Raw genomic sequence first — 18,865 nt, 5'->3', positions numbered from 1 at the left:
TGCCACCCGGCCAGTCTATGGCCGGGCGCGGTCGGGAACCTGACCGTGCGTCGGCGCGGCAGCTAGCGTGGAGGTGTGAAGTCCCGCACCGTCATCGCCCTGGTCGCCGCGGCGGCCGTCGTCGTCGCGGGCGCCGCCGTCGCGGGATGGTGGATGCTGCGGCCGCCGACCCTGCACGACGCCGCAGAGCAGTATCTGGGCGCGCTGGAGTCGGGCGACATCGGCACGCTCGACGCGATGATGGCCGGTGCCTCACTGTCTGCGGAGGAGCGGACGACGATCGACGACGCCTACGCGGGGGCATCCGCTCGCATCACCGCCTCCCGTATCGAGTCGATCCGCGACGATGGCAGCGTGCGCGCGACCGCACGGCTGACCGGCAAGCGCGTCACCGTGTGGTTCATCCTCAGCCGGGAGGGGCGCGCCTATCACCTGAACGGCGACTTCCTCGGCGCGCTGACCGTGCAGCCTCGCATCGGCGACGCCGTCCGCGTGGGTCGGGCCACGGTGGCAGCGGGAGCGCAGACGCTTCTCCTGCCCGCGGAGTATCCGGTCACCGCGCTCCCCGCCGATGTCCTCACCGGGACCGCACGCATCACCGTGACGAACGAGAAGCCGGTCACCGCCGACCTCGACGTCGCGCTCGCGGCCGGCGCGACGGATGCGGTGCAGAAGCCCCTGACGGCCTATGAAGACCGTTGCGCGGCATCCACCACCACCGTCCCCGCGCACTGCGGCCTGCGCGTGCCGTGGGCGGCCGACCTGCGCACCCTCAGCTCGCTCGACTTCCGCATCGACCGGCGCCCCGCCCTCGCGCTCGCGCCCGACGGCACCTCGTTCGCCGCCACGGACGGCGAGATCACCGCCACGGCACGGGGAGAGGACTGGGACGGGGCATCCCGCACCGTCGTCTACCGCGCCGACGACTGGGCACTGCGCGGCCGCGTGGTCTTCGATGGGGCGACGGTGTCGCTGCACGTTGACTAGAAGCTGCCGCCCATCGTGTGCAGGCGCTCGATGCGGTCGGGGATCGGCGGGTGCGTCGAGAACATGCGCTCGAGCGCGTTGGGGCGCAGCGGGTCGGCGATCCACAGGTGGGCCATCGACGTGTTGGCCTTCTGCATCGGTCGCCCGTAGGTCTGCAGCTTGTTCAGTGCCGACGCGAGCCCGTCGGGGTCGCGCGTGGTCAGGGCGCTCGTCGCGTCGGCGAGATACTCGCGCTGGCGCGAGATCGCGGCCTGCACCACGCCCGCCAGCAGCGGCGCGACGATCGCCGCGACGATGCCCAGGAGCAGGAACACGAGCTGCGCCTGTCCCCCGCCCTGGTTGTTGCTGCGTCGGGCACCGCCGAAGAAGGTGACGCGCAGGAGGATGTCGGCGATCAGGCCGATGGCCACGACCAGCCCGAAGACGAGCATCGACACGCGGATGTCGTAGTTGCGGATGTGTCCGAGCTCGTGGGCGAGCACGCCCTCGAGCTCGCGATCGGTCATGATCTCGAACAGGCTCGTCGTCACGGTGATCGCCGCGTGGTCGGGGTCGCGCCCCGTCGCGAACGCGTTGGGCGCCGGATCTTCGACGACGTAGAGCTTCGGCATCGGTGTGCCGGTCGTGATGCAGAGGTTCTCGACAAGCCGGTAGTACCGCGGCGCGCTCTGCTTGTCGACCTCGAAGGCGCCGGAGAGCGCGATGGCCTGACGGTCGGCGGTGAAGTACTGGATGGTCGCGTAGCCGCCGGCGAACACGAGGACGAAACCGGTGATCCACCAGTTGTTCCCGAACAGCCAGCCGGCCAGGGCGCCGAGGGCGCCGAGGATCACGACGAACGCGATGAGGATGAACCACGTGTTGCGCTTGTTGCGCGCGATCGCCGAGTACAACGGTCAGTGCATCAGAACTGCACGCGCGGCGGCTCTGCGATGGCCGCGCCGTCGACGACCTCGAAGAACTCGCGCTCGTGGAAACCGAGGTTGCGCGCGAACAGGTTGTTCGGGAACACCTTGATCTTGGTGTTCAGCTCACGCACACCGCCGTTGTAGAACCGACGCGACGCCTGGATCTTGTCTTCGGTGTCGACGATGTTCTGCTGCAGCTGGAGGAAGTTCTGGCTCGCCTGCAGCTGCGGGTACGCCTCGGCGACCGCGAAGATCGACTTCAGCGCCTGCTGCATGTGCCCCTCGGCGACCCCGGCATCGGCCGGTCCCGAGGCGTTCAGCGTCTCGGCACGCGCCTGGGTGACGTTCTCGAAGACCGCCTTCTCGTGCGCCGCATAGCCCTTGACTGCCTCGATGAGGTTGGGCAGCAGGTCGGCGCGACGCTTGAGCTGCACCGTGATGTCGCTCCAGGCTTCGTCGACGCGCACATTCAGCTGGACGAGCGAGTTGTAGGTCGCCCACAGGTAGATCCCGATGATGAGGATCACTGCGACCACGACGATTACCGGGATCAGCCATTCCATTGCAGGCACCACTCCGTTCGATTTGAGCCCATCCTAACCGGGCACTCCGACAGCGCCGGCACGGCCGGCGCGACTCTCAGGCGTTACTCACCGAGTACGCGCTGGAGATACGCGTTCTGGAACCGCCGCTCGGGGTCGAGGCGTTCCCGCAGGGCGACGAAGTCGTCGAAGCGCGGGTAGCGCTCACGCAGGATGTGCGCGTCGAGCGTGTGCATCTTGCCCCAGTGCGGACGTCCACCCAGCTCGAGCATGATCTGCTCGACGGCCTCGAAGTAGTCGCTGGGGTTCTCCCGCCAGTAGCGGTGCACGGCGATGTATCCGCTGTCGCGGCCATGCGCGGTCGACAGCCAGAGATCATCGGCGGCGGCGAAACGGACCTCGACGGGGAAGGAGATCCGCCAGCCATGCTCGGCGATGAGCGCGCGCAGCCGGTCGAATGCGGGCCGCACGTTCTCGACGGGCAGTGCGTACTCCATCTCGCGGAAGCGGACGCCGCGGTGCTGGGTGAACACGCGGTTCGACCAGTCGGTGTACTCGCGGTCTCCGGTCAGCGTGACCGCGAGCCGCGAAAACGCCGGCACGATGGCCGGAACGGCGGTGCCGGCCGCGCAGACACCGCCGTACACGGCGTTCGACAGCAGCTCTTCATCGACCCACCTCGCCATGCGCGGGAGCGGATGCCGCGGGGCCGTCTTGGGCAGCCGGGTGTTCGTCTTGGTCAGCCCGACCTCGGTGTGCGGGAACCAGTAGAACTCGAAATGGTCGGCATCGGCGGCGCGCGTCGGGATCGAGTCGAGCACCTCACCCAGCGGGCCGGGTTCGTCGACGGCGTGCAGCACGAACGCCGGCACGCACTGCAGGGTGACCTCGACGAGGATGCCGAGGGCGCCCAGGCCGAGAGCGACCGCCGGCAGCAGCTCGGGCTCGTGCTCTTCGTCGACGGTCAGCAGTTCGCCGTCCGCGGTGACGAGGACCGCCCCGACGACCTGGGTGGCGATGCCGCCGAAGCGCGCGCCCGTGCCGTGCGTGCCGGTCGAGATGGCCCCCGCGATCGTCTGACGGTCGATGTCGCCCAGATTCTCCATCGCGAGGCCGTACGGCGCCAGCAGCCGCGGAACGCTGTAGAGGTGGGTGCCGGCGCGCAGGGTGACCTGCGAGCGCTCCCGGTCGACGCGGACGACCCCGGTCAGGTCACGCAGGTCGAGGAGCACGCCGGGTGCCGCGGCGATGCCGGTGAAGCTGTGCCCGGCGCCCACCGCCTTGACCGCCAGCCCGACGCGGGCCGCCGACTGCACCGCACGGCGCACCGCGTCGATGCTGTTCGGGTACTCGACCCGCTGCGGCCGGATGTGTGCCGATCGTCCCCAGTTGCGCCATTCGCCGCCCGGTCGTGTCACAGAAAAGCCCTTCCTTCGCCGCGGTACGTCGGCGCCTGGCCGACGAGGCGGTCCCCCTCGATGAGGTGATACGCATTCACGCGCTCCGCGAGCTCGCCGCTCTTGGAATGCCGGAACCACACGCGGTCCCCCGCCCGCAGCGCATGGGCGCTCTCCCCCTGCAGCGGCGTTTGCACCTCGCCGGCGCCTTCGCGCCCGAGGGTGTGCAGTCCCTGCGGCCAGATGGGCAGCGGCTGGCGGGACGCCAGCGGCGGCCCCGAGGCGATCCATCCCCCGCCGAGCACCGTCGCGATGTCGGGCATGGGCTTGCGGACGACCTCGAGCGAGAACGCCGCCGCCGGCGCCGGGTCGAAGATGCGGTAGCGGTCGAACAGGTGACCGGCGAGCAGGCCGCTACCGGCGGTGACCTCGGTGACCGCCTGGTCTGATGCGGTGAACTCCAGCGACCCTGTGCCGCCGCCGTTCACGAACTCGAGCGGGGCGATCTCGCGCAGCGCCGCGACGATGTGCGCGCGGCGGTCGAGCAGCTCAGCGGCCGAGCGCCGCTGCATCCATCGGATCACCGGGTCGGAGGCACCGTCCTTGTCGGGCTGCCCGGCGATCTGCGCCTCGTACATCATGAGGCCCACCAGCGAGAAGCCCGCCCGGGCGGCGATGCCCCGCGCGAGCGTCGCGACCTCGGCGACGTCGTGCACCGGCGAGCGCCGCACGCCGACGTGCCCGAGCCCGGGCGCGCGCCAGGACGCGTCGGCGTCGATGCACAGCCGCAGCGGCGCACGCGTCGCCGGCGACGCGACGGCGTCGACGAGATCGAGCTGGTCGAGGCTGTCGACCATGAGCGTGATGCGGGAGGCGGCATCCTCATCCGCGCACAGCCGACGAAGCGCGCCGCGGTCGGCCGTCGGGTAGCCGACGACGATGTCATCGTGGCCGGTCTCGGCGAGCCACAGCGCCTCGGGCAGGGTGAACGCGAGGATGCCCCGGTAGCCCGGCAGTGCCAGGGTCGCATCGAGCACCTCACGGACGCGCACGGACTTGCTGGCCACCCGGATCGGCACGCCGCCGGCGCGCACCACCATGTCGAGGGCGTTGTAGCGCAACGCGTCGAGGTTGATGGCTGCGACCGGGCCGGAGAGCTCGGAGACGGCATCCGTCATCGCACGCCAGTACCGCGCGGGGTCGTCCCACGTCCGGGCGGCGGTGTCGGGTGCCGCGAGCAGGTCGAGGCTCATCGGTTCGGGCTCCTTCGCGCTTCGACGTCCCGTCCAGCATAGAACGGGCGGCGACCGTGCGATCACACTTCCGTGGCCGCCGCCTCGGTGAGACTCTCCCGCGCCGTCTTCGCCCACGAGGTGCGCCCCGCGAGCTGCCGGATCAGGGCGACGGCCAGCACCGGGAACACGATCCACGCATACACGAGGTACGGGATGACCAGGATGACCGCGAGGGGCGCCGTATACCAGTGGCCCGCTCGCATGAGCATCGTGATCAGACCCGGACCGAAGGCGAGAACGGCGAACAGCAGCACGACCCACCACAGTGCCGACTGGTAGGGGGACATGCCGAACGCCCAGAACACGATGGCCACGACGAACGCGAGTCCGGTGAGCAGCTGGACCGCCGGCGTGAGCAGGTAGAAGACGCAGTCCAGACGTCCGAACAGCTTCAGCGAGGGCCTGCCGACGCCCCGCAGCAGCGACAGCGCCTGCCAGTTGCCCTGTGCCCAGCGCACCCTCTGCCGGTAGAGCCGCCGCAGCGAGTTGAGGCCCTGCTGGCGCACCCGGGCGTCGTTGTTCTGCGTGCCACGCCACCCCGCCTGGACCATGCGCACTCCCAGATCCTGGTCTTCGGTGAGCCGGTCGCGCCAGGGCCCGTCGCCGTCGTCCACGGCGTGCAGCGCCGCCAGTCGGGTGAACTGGCCGTTGCCGCCCATGTTCGCCGTGCCCCACCACGACCTGCCCGCTTGGAAGACCCGACCGAACGACGAGAACTCCACGTCCTGCGCCCAGGTCAGGGGCGTGCGCCGGTTGTAGATCTCGACGAGCAGCTGCGTGCCGCCCACGAGCGGATCACTGAAGTCCACGCTCACGGCGTGCGGGGCGTGCGCATCGACGCGCCCGTCGGCGTCCACCACAGCCACGATCACGTCGTCCTCGCCCCACCGCGCGAAGGAGGGCTCGGTGAGCACCCGCTCGCGCAGATGTGCGTAGGCCGCGTTCAGTGCGGCCGCCTTGCCGACCCGCGCATCCGGCGCCGTGCGCGTGAGTATGCGCAAGCGGGGGTCGTCGATGCCGGCGAGGATGCGGCCGGTGTCATCGTCGGACCCGTCATCGATGACGAGGAACACCGCGTGCGTCGCCCTGGTCGCGCACAGCCTCGAGACGCTGTCGGCGATCGTCACCGCTTCGTTGAGCGCGGGGACCAGGAACACCCAGAGGAATTCGCTCTCGTCGCGCAGGTCGCCCCGCGCCGTGCGCTGCCGCATCACGTGCCGGTAGCGCGCCGCCACGACGAGGAGCGTGCACAGCGACACCGCCGATGACACGATGACGACCAGCACCACCCAATCCAGCACCTGGCCCCAGGTCGGCACGTTGCCGTAGAGGTCGATCACCGTGCTCATCCGTCCTCGCTCGGCAGCGGCCACGTCGACACCCAGCCCTTCTCGACGGGGTCGCCGCTGCCGCCGGCTGCGAGGACCTCGTTGCGGTCGAAGCCGGGGCCGAACGGCGTCGGGGCCTCCGAATTGAAGACGATGTGCTCGAGCGCCCGCACGATCCGCGCCGAGGCCCTGCCGTCGCCGTACGGGTTCGCCGTGCGGCTGCGGCGGCGGCGCTCCGCGGGGTCGTCGAGCAGCGTGCGGACCGACGCCACGATCCGCTCGGTCGAGGTGCCGACGAGTTCGACGGTTCCGGCATCCACCCCTTCCTGCCTCTCCGTGCTCTCGCGGACGCAGATGACCGGCGTGCCCAGTGCGGGTGCCTCTTCCTGGATCCCGCCGGAGTCGGTGATGGCGAGGGTCGCGAGCTTGAGCAGTCGGGCGAACTCGATGTACTTCATCGCCTCGATGAGCGTCACGTTCTCGAGATCCCCGAGACGGGACGTGAGGATGCCGGCAACGGCCGGATTGGGATGCAGCGCGACCACGAACCGTACGTCGGGATACGCCCGCGCACACTGCGCGACGGCATCGGCGATCCGTTCCAGCGGAGCGCCCCAGTTCTCCCGGCGGTGTGCGGTCACCACGACGACGCGTGGTGGTTCGGGGACATCGAGATCGGTCAGCCGTTCGTCTTCGAAGCGGTCGTCCTGCGACACCGCCAGATGCAGCGCGTCGATGGCGGTGTTGCCGGTGACGAAGATGCGTCCGTACGGGATGCCCTCCCCCATGAGGTTCGCCTTGTTCCGGATGGTCGGAGCGAGGTGCAGCGCAGCGATCCGAGAGATCAACTGCCGGTTGAGCTCTTCGGGGAACGGCGAGAGCGTGTTCGACGTCCGCAGTCCCGCCTCGACGTGGACGACCGGAAGGTGCAGGTGGAACGCGGCCAGCGCGGATGCGGCGGCACTCGTCGTGTCGCCGTGGACGAAGCACGCGGCCGGGTAGCCGGTCGCATAGCTCGCCTCTTCGGGCGGCACCGGCGGACCGAAGCGGTCGCCCAGGTAGTCCTCGAGATGCGTGAGGATGAACGCGAACAGCTCGTTCAACGTCCGCGGACCGGCCGGCAGATCGAACGTCACGTCGGGCCGGATGTCGCCGATCGACAGCACCGATGCGACCATCTCGGCATGCTGTCCCGTCGAGACGACGACGGGCTCGAAGCGGGCGCTCTCGCGCATGGCGACGATGAGCGGCAGCATCTTGATCGCCTCGGGGCGCGTGCCGACGATGAAGACGGCGTGCAGGCGCTGGTCTGATATATCGGTCGACATGTCTTCGAACGTAGTGAACGGCGCGCCCGATGTCGACGGCGCGGCGCCGATCAGGTGGCGCCGGCCCACGTGGGCACGAGCGGCAGGTCTTTCACCCAGAGTCGGTCTCCGTTCGACGAAGAAAGGGGTCGTTTCGTCCCCGATGCCCGTCCGCAGGAGACGGAGTGATCCGACACGCCCCTCTTCTCGATCTCCTTGAGCGTGCGACAGATGTTCGCGGCGATTCCATCGAATGTCGGAAGAAGTGCGCGAAGGCACGGACAGATGATGATCCAGACAACCGCGACGAACACTCCATCGAAGGACGAACTCGCTTGGACGACAGCATCTTCACACCCCTCGCTGACGCGGGGCTGACCAGCCTCAAGATCCAGTATGACTGGCGAACCGACGAGCACCGGCTCTGGGCCGCCAAGGAATGGGATCGCGGGTTGGACTTCTCCCAGTACAACTCCGCCTTCGACGCGCTGACACTCCTCACCCCGTCCGGGATCACCCTCGACAACGACGCGACGCATGCGCTCTACGCGGAATACGGCCTCGACGCTCACCTGGATCGCGTGCTCGAGTTCCTTCGCCAAGGGCGCCATGTAGGAATCGAGGCGTATTACGACGCAGAGCGTGACATCCGCTTCATGTGCCACCAGCACAGCCGCAAGCGCGGCCTGAACACGAAGCGGCATGCGATCCTGGCCGGCGGCATCCGCAGGCATCCGCGAAACGAGCCCGAGATCGACGTCATCATCGACGGCCTCAATTTGGGCCGTGCGATGAGCTTCAAAAACGTGGCTGCGGATCTTGACTTCGGCGGTTGCAAGACCACGGTGCAGATGGATGAGCTCGATCTCGAAGACCTGCACGCATTGGGATTCATCGCCTTCGCCATCGACCGTTGTCGCACAATGACTGGCCCGGACATGAACTTCCCGACAGCCATGGCAGACGTGATCAATGCACGATTCTCCCAGCAGTTCACCGGAGGACCCCGCTCTCCCCTGGGAGAGAGCGGCACCCCGACGGCGTATGGCACCTTCCTGGCTATGAAGGAAGCTGTGCGCTTCCAGGAGGGTCGCGACTCGCTGCGAGGGATGAGTGCTGCGGTCGTGGGCCTCGGAGCAGTCGGCTGGCACCTGGCAGACCTGCTTGCTGAGGGCGGCGTGAAGCTGTACGTGGCCGACCTCAATCCGGCACGTGGCGAAGCCTTCGCGGCCCAGCGGCGGGACTCGGATGTCACCATCGTCGAGGTCGAAGAGATCCTCGACCTCGACGCCGACATTCTGTGTCCGGCCGCGGTGGGCGGGATCATCGATGAGGACGTGATCGGTCGCCTGAAGTTCCGGTATGTCTTCGGTCCGGCCAACAATCAGTTGAAGGCCACGAGCCAGGCTGAGGAGGAGCGTCTGGCGAAGTTGCTCGCCGACCGTGGCATCCTCTTCCAAACAGAGTGGTGGCACAACACCGCCGGCGTGATGTGCGGCGCCGAGGAGTACATCAACGGCGCGAACGCATCACCCGCCACGCTGCGCGCACGCATTGAGGCAACGGTCCCCGTGAAGACCCGGCAGAACCTCGAGCAGGCGCACGCACTGGGCATCACTCCCACAGAGAACGCCTATCGCACGTGCGTCGACGCCATTTACAACGTGTGACGTGACCTCTTGCCGGCCATAAATGGCCGGCAAGACGGCCGTCCAGGCGGTTGCGTCCGCAGACATTGGGCTTCGGTGCTGATGGCCCGCGCAGGCGCATCCCCTTCGGCGAACGAATACGCCGGGACCACATCGGTTCAGTGAAAGACGGCAAGAGGCTGTTCTCAGCGGGGCTCCCCGCATCGCGCGGCGTCAGCGCCGAGGTGTTCTTCCGGCATCTGAGCGCGATGCGGAATCCCTCGACTCACGAACCGGCGGCACCCTCGTCATAGGGCATCGCCGCCGCCAGTGGAGACCGCTTGCACCAACGCCGGGCGAGAGACGCTTCCGCGGCCGGACCGCGGCGGCGAGGAACGACTGCGCCGGGATCCAATCACGGGACACACTCCCTGTGAGCTTCTCCATCGCTGGAGAGCTCACAGCCCCCGGGACCGGAGCCCTGGGACGGCGGCAATGAGCTCGGCCGTATACGGATGCTGGGGAGAGCGCAGAATGGTATCGCTGTCGCCCTCTTCGACGATCCTCCCCTTGTGCATGACGAGGATTCGGGTGCAGAACCATCGTGCCACTGCCAGATCATGGACGATGAACACATAGGTGAGGTCGTGTTCGTCTTGCACATCGCGCAAGAGGTTGAGCAGCTGCGCCTGCACGGATGTGTCGAGGGCCGACACCGGCTCGTCGAGGACGATCAGTTCAGGGCGGAGGACGAGTGATCGTGCCACGGCAACGCGTTGACGTTGCCCGCCAGACAGGTTCCGGGGTAGGCGGTCGAACAGCTCTGGGGCGATTCGCATCTCACGCAGGGTCGACTCGACGAGAGCAGAGATCTCGGCATCCTTCATGTGTGAGTGGGCTTGGAGGCCTTCGGCCACCGCCTGCCGCACAGTCATTCGGGGATCGAGGATGCCCGAAGGATCCTGCAGGACGATCTGCAGCCGCGCCCTCAGCCGTCGAAGCTCCTTCGCAGGGAGCCGGTATATATCGGTGCCGTCGAACTCCACTGTGCCGTGCTGCGGGTGGCGGAGTCCGCTGAGTGCACGTCCAAGCGTGGTCTTGCCGCTTCCGGACTCACCCACGATTCCCACACGCTCACCGCGACGCACCTGGACCGACACGTCATCAAGCGCCGCAACGCGCGCCGTCCCGCGTGCGCTACCGGGCGATACCCGCTGACGAAACTCCTGGCGAAGGCGGTGTGCTTCGAGGAGAACGGGGTCTCGTCGGTTCTGCCCAGCATCGTCAGAGCGCATCATCGCCGCCCTCCTCGTCATGGTCCCATGAAGTCATTGTGGGAAGTCGGTCAGCGTCGCTGTCGATCACAGCGTGGGAGCACTCCACGAGTGCTCGCGTGTATGGATGCTCGGGATCAGTGAGCACTCGGCTGGTGTCTCCCCACTCGACCAGTCGCCCTCGATACATCACGCCCGTCAGTTCGCAACGGTCCGCGACGACACCGAGGTCGTGCGTGATCAGCAGCAGAGCCGCATCTCGTTCCGTCACGCGCGCTTCGAGGAGATCGAGTACGTGAGCCTGCGTGGTGACATCAAGTGCCGTCGTGGGCTCGTCGGCGATGACCAGGACAGGATCGTTGACGAGGGCGATGGCGATGGCCACGCGTTGCCGCATTCCACCGGACAGCTCATGTGGATAGTTCTGGGCATTGGCTGCGGCGAGCCCCACGTCGTCGAGTGCGTGCGCGACGCGGTCGTTGATCTGCTTCGTCTTGGGAGCGTGTGCCGTGATGGCTTCTGCGATCTGTGTGCCCACTCGCTTGAGCGGATCCAACGAACTCGATGCATCCTGGTAGATCAGCCCGACGCGATTTCCTCGGAGTCGACGACGTTCCCGTTCCCGCATCGTGACCATGTCCGCCCCGTCGATCAGGATGTTGCCCGCCCTGACCTCGCCGTTCCAGGGAAGCAGCCCCATGATGGCGAGTCCCAGCGTGGATTTCCCACAGCCTGACTCACCGATGATGCCCACACGACGCCCGCGCTCCAAGGTGAACGAGATCGACGAGACCGCATCGGCAAAGTGCGAATACCCGATCGACACGTCCTGCAGGCGCAGCGCCGGAGTCCCGTGAATCGCCTCCACGTCAATCATTTCTGCTCCTCCTGCAGGATGCGGGGGTCGACGCGCAGTTGTACGACGTCGACGATGAAGTTGACCAGCACGTAGGCCGTCGCCGAGAGCATCACGAAGACATCGACGACCGAGTAGTCCTTGAGCCCGATGCTCCGGGTGAGCAGGTTGCCCACGCCCGGCCAGTTGAACACGGTCTCTACAAGCACCGTCCCAGCCAACAGCTGACCAAGCACGATTCCGCTTGCGGTCAGCATGGGCAGCAGTGCGTTGTGCAGCGCATGTCGACGAAATGCGGTCCAGCGGCTGACGCCCTTGGCTTCGGCAGCCAGAACGAACTGCTGATCTCCGACCGCCAGCAGGCTGGCCCGCAGGATCCTGACCAGGTACGCGAACACGGCCAGACCCAGTGTCGCAACCGGGAGGATCAGATGCGTGATCGCGTTCCCGAACGCCGGCAGATCTCCTGCAAGAAGCGTGTCGACCAACATGAACCCCGTCACCGTCGGCACCGAGTACGTGAAGTCGAGTTGCCCCTCGGCACCTGGCAGCACCGGCAGCCACTGCGAGAACACCAGGACGAGGACGAGGCCAACCCAGAATGCCGGAGCCCCCAGTCCGACGTATGCCAGCGCGTTGATCAGCCGATCGAGCCACCTGCGAGGTCGGTAGGTCGACACGAGCGCCAGCCATGTGGCCAAAGCCACAGTGACGATGAACGTCACGACGGCCAGCTCGATCGTGGGAGCGAGCGTGTCGCCGAACAGCGTCGTCACCTTCGCACCGCTGCCGTATGAGTAGCCCCAGTCCCCTGTGAAGAAGTTCCGGATGAATGCCCAGTACTGGGCGGGAAGCGACTGGTCCAGAAGGTTGTCGGCGCGGAATTGCGCGAGCTGCTCGTCTGAGGCGAACGGACCCAGTGCTTGCCGCGCAGGGTCTCCCGGTGCGACCCGAAACACGATGAAGGCGACGATGGATGCGCCGAGAATCGAAAGGAGCGCCAAACCGAACCTGCGCGAGATATATGAGATCAAAGCTCCGCCCCCGTGAGTTCATCGGGCTGGTCCAGAATCACACGCAGTGAGTCAGCGATCACGTTCACTGATGCAACGATCGCCAGCAGCATCAGTCCCGGGAAGATGCTTATCCACCAGGCGCCCCCGATCAGCGGCGCGGCCCCGTCGAGGATCATCGCTCCCAGCTCCGGCGTAGGCAATTGGATCCCAAGGCCGATGAACCCGAGACCGGCCAGTGCGATGATCCCGAATGCCACGACCAGAGCAAACTGCACAAGCAGCGCGGAAGAGACGTGCGGAAGCACGTGACGCCAGACGATACGCGACGGAGTCACGCCGAGTGCTCGCGCGGCCTGGATGTGCCCCCCACCACGGATCCTGAGCACATCCGAGCGCACCACCCGAGTAACGAGCGGGAAGGTGCTGACAACGATCGCCACACAGGCGGAGAAGAACCCGCTCCCAAGGCCCGCCGCCACCGCTATCGCGAGAATCAACGCGGGGAAGGCGAGCAGCGAGTCGGTGATACGCATGATGACGAGATCGATTGCTCCCGGACGGAGGCCCGCGATGATCGCGAGGGCTCCTCCCACCGCGACCGCAGCCACGGCAATGATGAGCCCCGCCGCCAACGAGATGCCGGCGCCCTCGAGAACCCGAGCGAAGACGTCTCGTCCAAGCCCATCTGTGCCCATCGGGTGCGAAAGACTCGGCGTCATAAGGGCGGCGGCTGCATTCGTCTGATCGCTCGACTCCGGCCACCACAGCTTCGCTGTCGCGGCCGCCACCGCGATCACAACGATCGCGATCACGCTCACCCGCGCGGACCCGGAGAGCCGGCGGAACCAACCGGCCTTCCGCGCCTGTCCGGATCCGCGAACGGCGACGATACGTTCTGTCTCCGTCATGGGCTACCCCCAGTCAGTCACTCGGTTGCTGAAGTCGTACGAGTACTCGAACGAGGTGACACTCTTGCTCAGCACGATCGCCGGACTCATTGCAAACAGCGGAATCTGCGGGTAGTTCTCTCTCCATATGCGCGTGATCTCGTCGTACTTCGCCTGAGCCTTCTCGGGATCCGTAGTCGCTCTCGCCGCAGCGAGCAGCTTGTCCGCCTCGGGCATGCACATGTGGCTGGCGTTCGTCCCGACCGGCTTCAGCACGCACGCCATGGCGTAGCCGAGATAGAACCCCGTATCGGCATACCCCGGTGCATCCTCACGGATCTGAGCCTGAAACCCGTCGGCATAGGTGGCTTCCGAAAACTCTGCCGTGGGCAGCACTTCAATCTGGATGTCGAATCCCGCGGGTTTCAACGTCGACTGCAGCACCTGCGCAATCTGCTTGTCTACCGGCGCACCCTGGTCGATCGAGAGCGTGAACCGGATGGGGAGAGTCTCGCCAGAGTCCTTCAATAGCTGTTCAGCTTTGGCGACGTCTCTCGTGATCGGCGTGGCCAGTTCCTTGTTGAAGAACGGAAGATTCGGGTTCGAGGGACCGTAGTACAGCTGGCCGTCACCGTTCGCAGGTCCGTCGAGGATGGCCTTCAGGTCCACGGCGTAGGTGAGAGCCTCGCGCACCTTCGCGTTGGAGAAGGGCGCCTTCGACCACGCCAAGTTCAGGAACCTCGTGCGCACACTCTCGAACGTCTCAACCCGGACCGCCGAATCATTCTTCAGACTCGCGACGGACTGGCTTGTGAGGCCGATCACGACGTCGGCGCCCTGTTTGACCGCCAGCAGGAGTGCCGAGTCGTCGGCTGCAAACTGCACCGTGACGTTCTGGCGCTTCGGTGCCCAGCCCGCCCATTTGGCGAATCCGGGCCGTTCCTTCATGACGAGCTCACGATTGGGCGTGTAACTGACCAGTTCGTAGGGCCCGGATCCTGCCTCGTTCGTGTCGAGCCACTTCGCACCTTTTGCCTTGACGACGCTCGGATCGACAATGGCCGAAGAGTACGATGCCCAGGCTTGCAGCACACTCGGGCGCGGTTCCGACAGCGTGAAGACGACGGTGTCAGCGTCCGGAGTGTCGATGCTCTTGATGAGGCCAGGCGTGAGGGTGGTGATGAATGCCTCAGCCGTAGAGTCGAGTGCTCTCTCGAACGAATACTTGACTGCGGCCGAGTCGACGGGTGTGCCCGACGCGAAGGTGAGTCCGGGCTTGAGATGGAACGTATAGGTCAGCCCGTCATCCGAGACCTTCCAGTCCTTCGCGAGATACCCCTCGACGTCGGCCCCGTTCTCGGTCGACAGACCGTTTCCCAGGTCTTTCGTCCCTGTCCTCAACAGGGTGACATACATGTTCCCGGACAGTGTGTCGGTGCCGCCGAACTGATCAATCGGATCCAGCGAGGTGGGCGCGGTGGCCATCACCACTCGAAGCGCCTTGTCCTGCGTGGTGGTGTTCGATGTGCCGCTGCAAGCGACCAGCGCGCTCACCACCATTGCCACTCCGAGGAATGCCCCGGCAACACGCCGGAACCGGTACTGCTGTTTCATGGTTTCGCCTCCTTGCGAAATGCTGCAATCGCAGCGCTGCCCTCGTCCAACGGCATCCGACCAGGTCGGCTGCTATGCCTGGGCGGCTCCGCCCCATCCGCCGCCGCCGCCGCTGACGGTGCGCACGATGTCCCCCGCACGCAACTCCCCGGCGTCGTTTCCGCGGTCGGTGAGCACGACTTCGTCGGACTCACCGGGACGAAGGATGATGCGGCTCGCCTCGCCGTCGTCACCGCCGGCCACGCCGATGGACAGTACGTTCTTGGTGTTCTCGTTGGCGTACTTGAGGATGGTTCCGTCTTCAAGCACTTGATAATCGCGCACCAGCCCATAGCCACCGTTGTGCTCTCCGTGTCCACGTGAGCCGTCGACGTACGCGTACTGGAGGCAGCGCAGCGGGTACCGGTTCTCCAGCACCTCGACGGGCAGGTTGAGGGTGTCGCCGTCGCCGGGGAAGATCGCGGTCGCACCGTCGCCGGCTGAGTGGGCACCATGACCGCCGTCCAACGGGTCGATCATGATGAAGGGCTCCCCATGCCGGGGGTCGGTGCGGATGAGGTGGACGCCGAACAGCTGGTACGAGCCAGCACGGCTCGTTTCAGGGAACAGCTCAGCGAGGGCATTCACGATCATCTCCGTGAGTGCGCCGGCCACGAAGCCGAAGGAGTCACTGCCGGCAGGTCGAGTCGGGTTCACGAGTGATTCCTGCGGCAGTTCAATGTCGACGTTCTTGAAGTGACCCGCGTTCGAAGGCTCAAGTGGGGCGAGCAGCCCCTTGAGCGCCGCGTGCACCTCGCTCCGCGTGCCGATCCCCGTGAGGTTCATCGACCCCTGACTCGTGGGACTCGTCCCATCGAAAGTGACCTTGATGCGATCGCCATCGACGGCGACCTGCACCGCGACGACAGGCCTGGCCGCCTGATCGATCCCGTCATAGTCCATGACGATCGACCGTTCGTGCACGCCGTCGGGCAGCGCAGCAATGCGCTCGCTGACAGTGGATGCAGTTGACTGGATCGCCCGGTCCATGGAGGAGTTGACCGCTCCGGGACCGAATCGCTCGCAGAGCGCGCGAACCCGCGCCGCACCGGCGCGGCAGGCTGCGATCTGCGCGTCCAGGTCGCCGCGCACGATCTCAGGGAACCGGACGTTCGCGCTGATGAAGTCAAGCAGGTCGTCAACGGGCGCATCTTCGGCGATGAGCCGCTGATGTGTGAAGCACATGCCCTCTTGGTAAAGCTCGGTCGACGTCATGTCCCACCCGCCCGGGGTGCGTCCACCGACGTCGGCCCAGTGGGCCGTGACCGCAACGAAGGCGACCAGCGCGTCCTCATGGTGCACCGGCATATAGACGGTCGTGTCAGAGATGTGCGTGCCCGTCAGATATGGATCGTTGACGATCAGCACGTCGCCGGGCCGAAAGTGCGCCGCCCCATGCTTGCGGAGGCCCGTCTGGATCGTTGCGGGCATGCATCCGACGAAGGAAGTCAGGCCGGAGTCTTCCGCCCACAGCTCGCCATCGGCGGACAGTACGGCGATGCCGAAGTCCTTCGTGTCGAAAAGCAGGGGGTTGAAGGCCGTTCGAACGATGATGTTGTTCATCTCGTTCGCCGCGGCCACCAGGCCGTTGCGGACGACCTCTGCGGTGATCGGGTCGGTGACCGGAGTAGTGCTCATGCGCGCGCTCCTTCGCGAGTGAGGATGACATGACCTCGTTGGTCTATGCGGCCTGTCCATCCAGGCGGCACAAGGATCGTGTTCGTCGCTTCATCGACGACGGCGGGGCCGGAGAACTCGAATCCGGAACCGAGGTCGGCGCGACGGAAGATGGTGGCGGAGCTCGGCTCGTCGCCGAACCAGACATCCCTCCGCGACGTTTGCACCGCACGCCCGTCGCCGTTCAGCTGCTCGAGGCGAGGCTTGGGCACCGACACGGTGCCGTGGGCGCGCAACGACACCACCTCCAGCTTGGCCTCCATCGTGCGAGGTCCGTACATACGATCGTGCAGGCGAACGAATCCGGCTCGGATCTGATCAACGAGCCGCGCTTCGTCGGCCACGAGGTCTGCTTCCACGGGGACGACGACCGTGTGGTGCTGACCGACGAATCGCGCATCGACGCTGAACGACACGTCTACCGCACGAGTGTCGCTGTACACCGACATCGCTTCGCGCACCTCGTCGGCGAGTTCGCGCAGTTCAGCGACGATTTCGGAAGCCCCCGTGTCCAGCGCCACGATTCGGGTACGGACGACGTCTTCACGGTAGTCGCTGGACAGAATGCCCCACGCGGAGAAATTGGCCGCCGCCGCGGGGGCCACAACCGTCGTCACTCCCATCTCCTCGGCAAGAAGCGTGGCGAACAGACCGCCGCCGCCCCCGTAGGAGATGAGAGCGAAGTCACGCGGGTCGAGCCCACGCTGGATGGTGATCGCTCGAATCGCATTTGTCATGTTCGTCTCTGCGATGCGGAGGATTCCCAGCGCCGCTTGCTCGAGCGCCAGCCCGAGCGGGTCAGCCACCTGCGTCTGGATCGCACGGCGTGCGCCTTCGATGTCGAGGACCATTCGCCCTCCGAAGAATCGTCCAGGATCGAGACGCCCGAGAATGACCTGCGCATCGGTGACGGTCGGCTTGGTTCCGCCCTTCCCGAAGCACACGGGTCCCGGCACGGCGCCGGCGCTCTCGGGCCCCACCTTCAGCGCACCGTTGGCGTCGATCCATGCGATCGATCCTCCGCCGGCGCCCACCGAGGTGATGTCGACCATCGACCCGAGCACCGGGCGACCCCCGATCGCCGTCTCAGATTTCTCCACGAGCTCGCCGTCGAGGATCAGCGCGACATCGAATGTCGTGCCGCCCACGTCCGCGCAGATGGCGTGCGAGATGCCGATCTCCCCCGACAGCTCACGGCATGCGACGACGCCGCCCGCCGGGCCCGACATCAGGGTACGGACTGGCAACGCGGCCGCACGATCGGATGAGAGCACACCACCGTTGGACTGCATGATTCCGATGGGGCCGTGGTATCCGCCGTCGCTGAGCGCAGTCTGCAGTCTGTCGAGGTAGTCGGCGAACAGAGGCTGCACGTACGAGTTGATGACGGCCGAGGAACTGCGCTCGAACTCATGCCATTCGGATGCCACTTGGTGCGACAGCGTCAGACGAGTGCCGGGGAGGCTGTTACGGATCGCATCTCCCAGCGCCAACTCGTGCTGCGGGTTTGAGTAAGCGTGAAGCAGACAGATCGCGACGGCATCGGCACCGGACTCGCGCAACTGCTCGATCAACTCATTGACGGCCCCCGCTGTCAGCGGCTGGAGCACGTCGCCGGAAGCGGTGAGCCGCTCCGCGATCTCGAAGCGGAACTCGCGCGCCACGAGCGGCGGCGTGGGCGCGAACCGGAGGTTGTAGATCTGCGGACGGCCGCCCCGACCGATCTCCAACACGTCGCGGAAGCCCGCTGTCGTCACCAGGGCGACCTTGGCTCCCCGCTCCTGTACGAGAGCATTGATGGCGACGGTGGTCCCGTGGAACAGCTGCACGATGTCAGCCCCCGACAGCCCGAGATTGCCCAGGCCAGCCATCACTTCCTCGTGAAGTCGACCGGCGGTCGCCGGCTGCTTGTCGAAACGGACCAGCCCAGACTCGACATCCACGACCGCATAGTCGATGAACGTTCCGCCGACGTCGATGCCGACGCGTGATCCAGATGTGGACTGCTGCATCTTGGGTTATCTCCTTTAATAACTCGTCTGCGGCTGCTGAGCAGCAGAGCGCGGTATCTTTCGATCTTCGGTGGGGTGGCGGGGAAACAAGACAAGCA

Annotated in this window: 15 protein-coding genes; 2 read left to right on the top strand and 13 right to left on the bottom strand. The window is 66.4% G+C overall.

Annotated elements, in window-relative coordinates; all coding sequences use genetic code 11:
• Positions 1-75 precede the first annotated feature (75 nt).
• A complete protein-coding gene (locus ABMQ42_RS14675; RefSeq protein WP_349723739.1) occupies positions 76-987 on the top strand; it encodes a hypothetical protein in 912 nt (303 codons plus the stop codon).
• On the opposite strand, the gene ABMQ42_RS14670 is transcribed toward ABMQ42_RS14675, so the two are convergent.
• The 6 genes from ABMQ42_RS14670 to wecB form a co-directional block, all read right to left on the bottom strand.
• Positions 984-1,880: a M48 family metalloprotease gene (locus ABMQ42_RS14670; RefSeq protein ID WP_349723738.1), complete on the bottom strand. Its 897-nt coding sequence runs from the start codon at positions 1,878-1,880 to the stop codon at positions 984-986. The two genes, ABMQ42_RS14675 and ABMQ42_RS14670, sit on opposite strands and share 4 nt — an antisense overlap.
• Before the next feature lie 11 nt (positions 1,881-1,891).
• Positions 1,892-2,458, bottom strand: a complete 567-nt coding sequence (locus ABMQ42_RS14665; protein WP_349723737.1) for a LemA family protein — start codon at positions 2,456-2,458, stop codon at positions 1,892-1,894.
• 83 nt (positions 2,459-2,541) lie between these two features.
• The gene (locus ABMQ42_RS14660; RefSeq protein ID WP_349723736.1) at positions 2,542-3,855 is read right to left on the bottom strand and encodes a D-arabinono-1,4-lactone oxidase; all 1,314 of its coding nucleotides are present in this window, start codon (positions 3,853-3,855) and stop codon (positions 2,542-2,544) included.
• On the bottom strand, positions 3,852-5,087 hold the full coding sequence (locus tag ABMQ42_RS14655) for an amino acid deaminase/aldolase (protein WP_349723735.1): 1,236 nt from the start codon (positions 5,085-5,087) through the stop codon (positions 3,852-3,854). The genes ABMQ42_RS14660 and ABMQ42_RS14655 overlap by 4 nt, the downstream gene beginning before the upstream one ends.
• Before the next feature lie 62 nt (positions 5,088-5,149).
• Positions 5,150-6,478, bottom strand: coding sequence for a glycosyltransferase (locus ABMQ42_RS14650; RefSeq protein WP_349723734.1), 1,329 nt, complete (start codon positions 6,476-6,478; stop codon positions 5,150-5,152).
• Positions 6,475-7,785 carry a non-hydrolyzing UDP-N-acetylglucosamine 2-epimerase gene (gene wecB / locus ABMQ42_RS14645; protein WP_349723733.1) on the bottom strand — a complete coding sequence of 437 codons (1,311 nt, stop codon included), beginning with the start codon at positions 7,783-7,785 and terminating at the stop codon, positions 6,475-6,477. Before wecB ends, ABMQ42_RS14650 begins: the two co-directional genes overlap by 4 nt.
• Before the next feature lie 314 nt (positions 7,786-8,099).
• On the opposite strand from wecB, the gene ABMQ42_RS14640 reads away from it, so the two are divergent.
• Positions 8,100-9,434, top strand: coding sequence for a Glu/Leu/Phe/Val dehydrogenase family protein (locus ABMQ42_RS14640; RefSeq protein WP_349723732.1), 1,335 nt, complete (start codon positions 8,100-8,102; stop codon positions 9,432-9,434).
• Positions 9,435-9,850: 416 nt separating this feature from the next.
• On the opposite strand, the gene ABMQ42_RS14635 is transcribed toward ABMQ42_RS14640, so the two are convergent.
• The 7 genes from ABMQ42_RS14635 to ABMQ42_RS14605 form a co-directional block, all read right to left on the bottom strand.
• Positions 9,851-10,690 carry an ATP-binding cassette domain-containing protein gene (locus ABMQ42_RS14635; protein WP_349723731.1) on the bottom strand — a complete coding sequence of 280 codons (840 nt, stop codon included), beginning with the start codon at positions 10,688-10,690 and terminating at the stop codon, positions 9,851-9,853.
• The gene (locus tag ABMQ42_RS14630) at positions 10,677-11,543 is read right to left on the bottom strand and encodes an ABC transporter ATP-binding protein (protein WP_349723730.1); all 867 of its coding nucleotides are present in this window, start codon (positions 11,541-11,543) and stop codon (positions 10,677-10,679) included. Before ABMQ42_RS14630 ends, ABMQ42_RS14635 begins: the two co-directional genes overlap by 14 nt.
• Entirely contained in the window at positions 11,540-12,556 is a 1,017-nt protein-coding gene (locus ABMQ42_RS14625) for an ABC transporter permease (protein ID WP_349723729.1), read from the bottom strand. The genes ABMQ42_RS14630 and ABMQ42_RS14625 overlap by 4 nt, the downstream gene beginning before the upstream one ends.
• Positions 12,553-13,446, bottom strand: coding sequence for an ABC transporter permease (locus tag ABMQ42_RS14620; RefSeq protein WP_349723728.1), 894 nt, complete (start codon positions 13,444-13,446; stop codon positions 12,553-12,555). The genes ABMQ42_RS14625 and ABMQ42_RS14620 overlap by 4 nt, the downstream gene beginning before the upstream one ends.
• A 3-nt stretch (positions 13,447-13,449) precedes the next feature.
• On the bottom strand, positions 13,450-15,039 hold the full coding sequence (locus tag ABMQ42_RS14615; protein ID WP_349723727.1) for an ABC transporter substrate-binding protein: 1,590 nt from the start codon (positions 15,037-15,039) through the stop codon (positions 13,450-13,452).
• A gap of 72 nt (positions 15,040-15,111) precedes the next feature.
• Positions 15,112-16,716, bottom strand: coding sequence for a hydantoinase B/oxoprolinase family protein (locus ABMQ42_RS14610; protein WP_349723954.1), 1,605 nt, complete (start codon positions 16,714-16,716; stop codon positions 15,112-15,114).
• A complete protein-coding gene (locus ABMQ42_RS14605; protein WP_349723726.1) occupies positions 16,713-18,767 on the bottom strand; it encodes a hydantoinase/oxoprolinase family protein in 2,055 nt (684 codons plus the stop codon). Before ABMQ42_RS14605 ends, ABMQ42_RS14610 begins: the two co-directional genes overlap by 4 nt.
• Positions 18,768-18,865 lie beyond the last annotated feature (98 nt).

Source organism: Microbacterium sp. KR10-403, from assembly GCF_040196215.1.
In the GTDB taxonomy this organism is placed as follows: domain Bacteria; phylum Actinomycetota; class Actinomycetes; order Actinomycetales; family Microbacteriaceae; genus Microbacterium.
Note: the sequence above shows the minus strand (reverse complement) of the source record. Positions and strands in the feature narration are given on the sequence as shown.

Bases quoted from the DNA above. Each gene is read 5' to 3' on its own strand.
- ABMQ42_RS14665 (WP_349723737.1), bottom strand. From the start codon at position 2,458: ATGGAATGGCTGATCCCGGTAATCGTCGTGGTCGCAGTGATCCTCATC.
- ABMQ42_RS14655 (WP_349723735.1), bottom strand. From the start codon at position 5,087: ATGAGCCTCGACCTGCTCGCGGCACCCGACACCGCCGCCCGGACGTGG.
- ABMQ42_RS14650 (WP_349723734.1), bottom strand. From the start codon at position 6,478: ATGAGCACGGTGATCGACCTCTACGGCAACGTGCCGACCTGGGGCCAG.
- wecB (WP_349723733.1), bottom strand. From the start codon at position 7,785: ATGTCGACCGATATATCAGACCAGCGCCTGCACGCCGTCTTCATCGTC.
- ABMQ42_RS14635 (WP_349723731.1), bottom strand. From the start codon at position 10,690: ATGATGCGCTCTGACGATGCTGGGCAGAACCGACGAGACCCCGTTCTC.
- ABMQ42_RS14630 (WP_349723730.1), bottom strand. From the start codon at position 11,543: ATGATTGACGTGGAGGCGATTCACGGGACTCCGGCGCTGCGCCTGCAG.
- ABMQ42_RS14620 (WP_349723728.1), bottom strand. From the start codon at position 13,446: ATGACGGAGACAGAACGTATCGTCGCCGTTCGCGGATCCGGACAGGCG.
- ABMQ42_RS14615 (WP_349723727.1), bottom strand. From the start codon at position 15,039: ATGAAACAGCAGTACCGGTTCCGGCGTGTTGCCGGGGCATTCCTCGGA.
- ABMQ42_RS14610 (WP_349723954.1), bottom strand. From the start codon at position 16,716: ATGAGCACTACTCCGGTCACCGACCCGATCACCGCAGAGGTCGTCCGC.
- ABMQ42_RS14605 (WP_349723726.1), bottom strand. From the start codon at position 18,767: ATGCAGCAGTCCACATCTGGATCACGCGTCGGCATCGACGTCGGCGGA.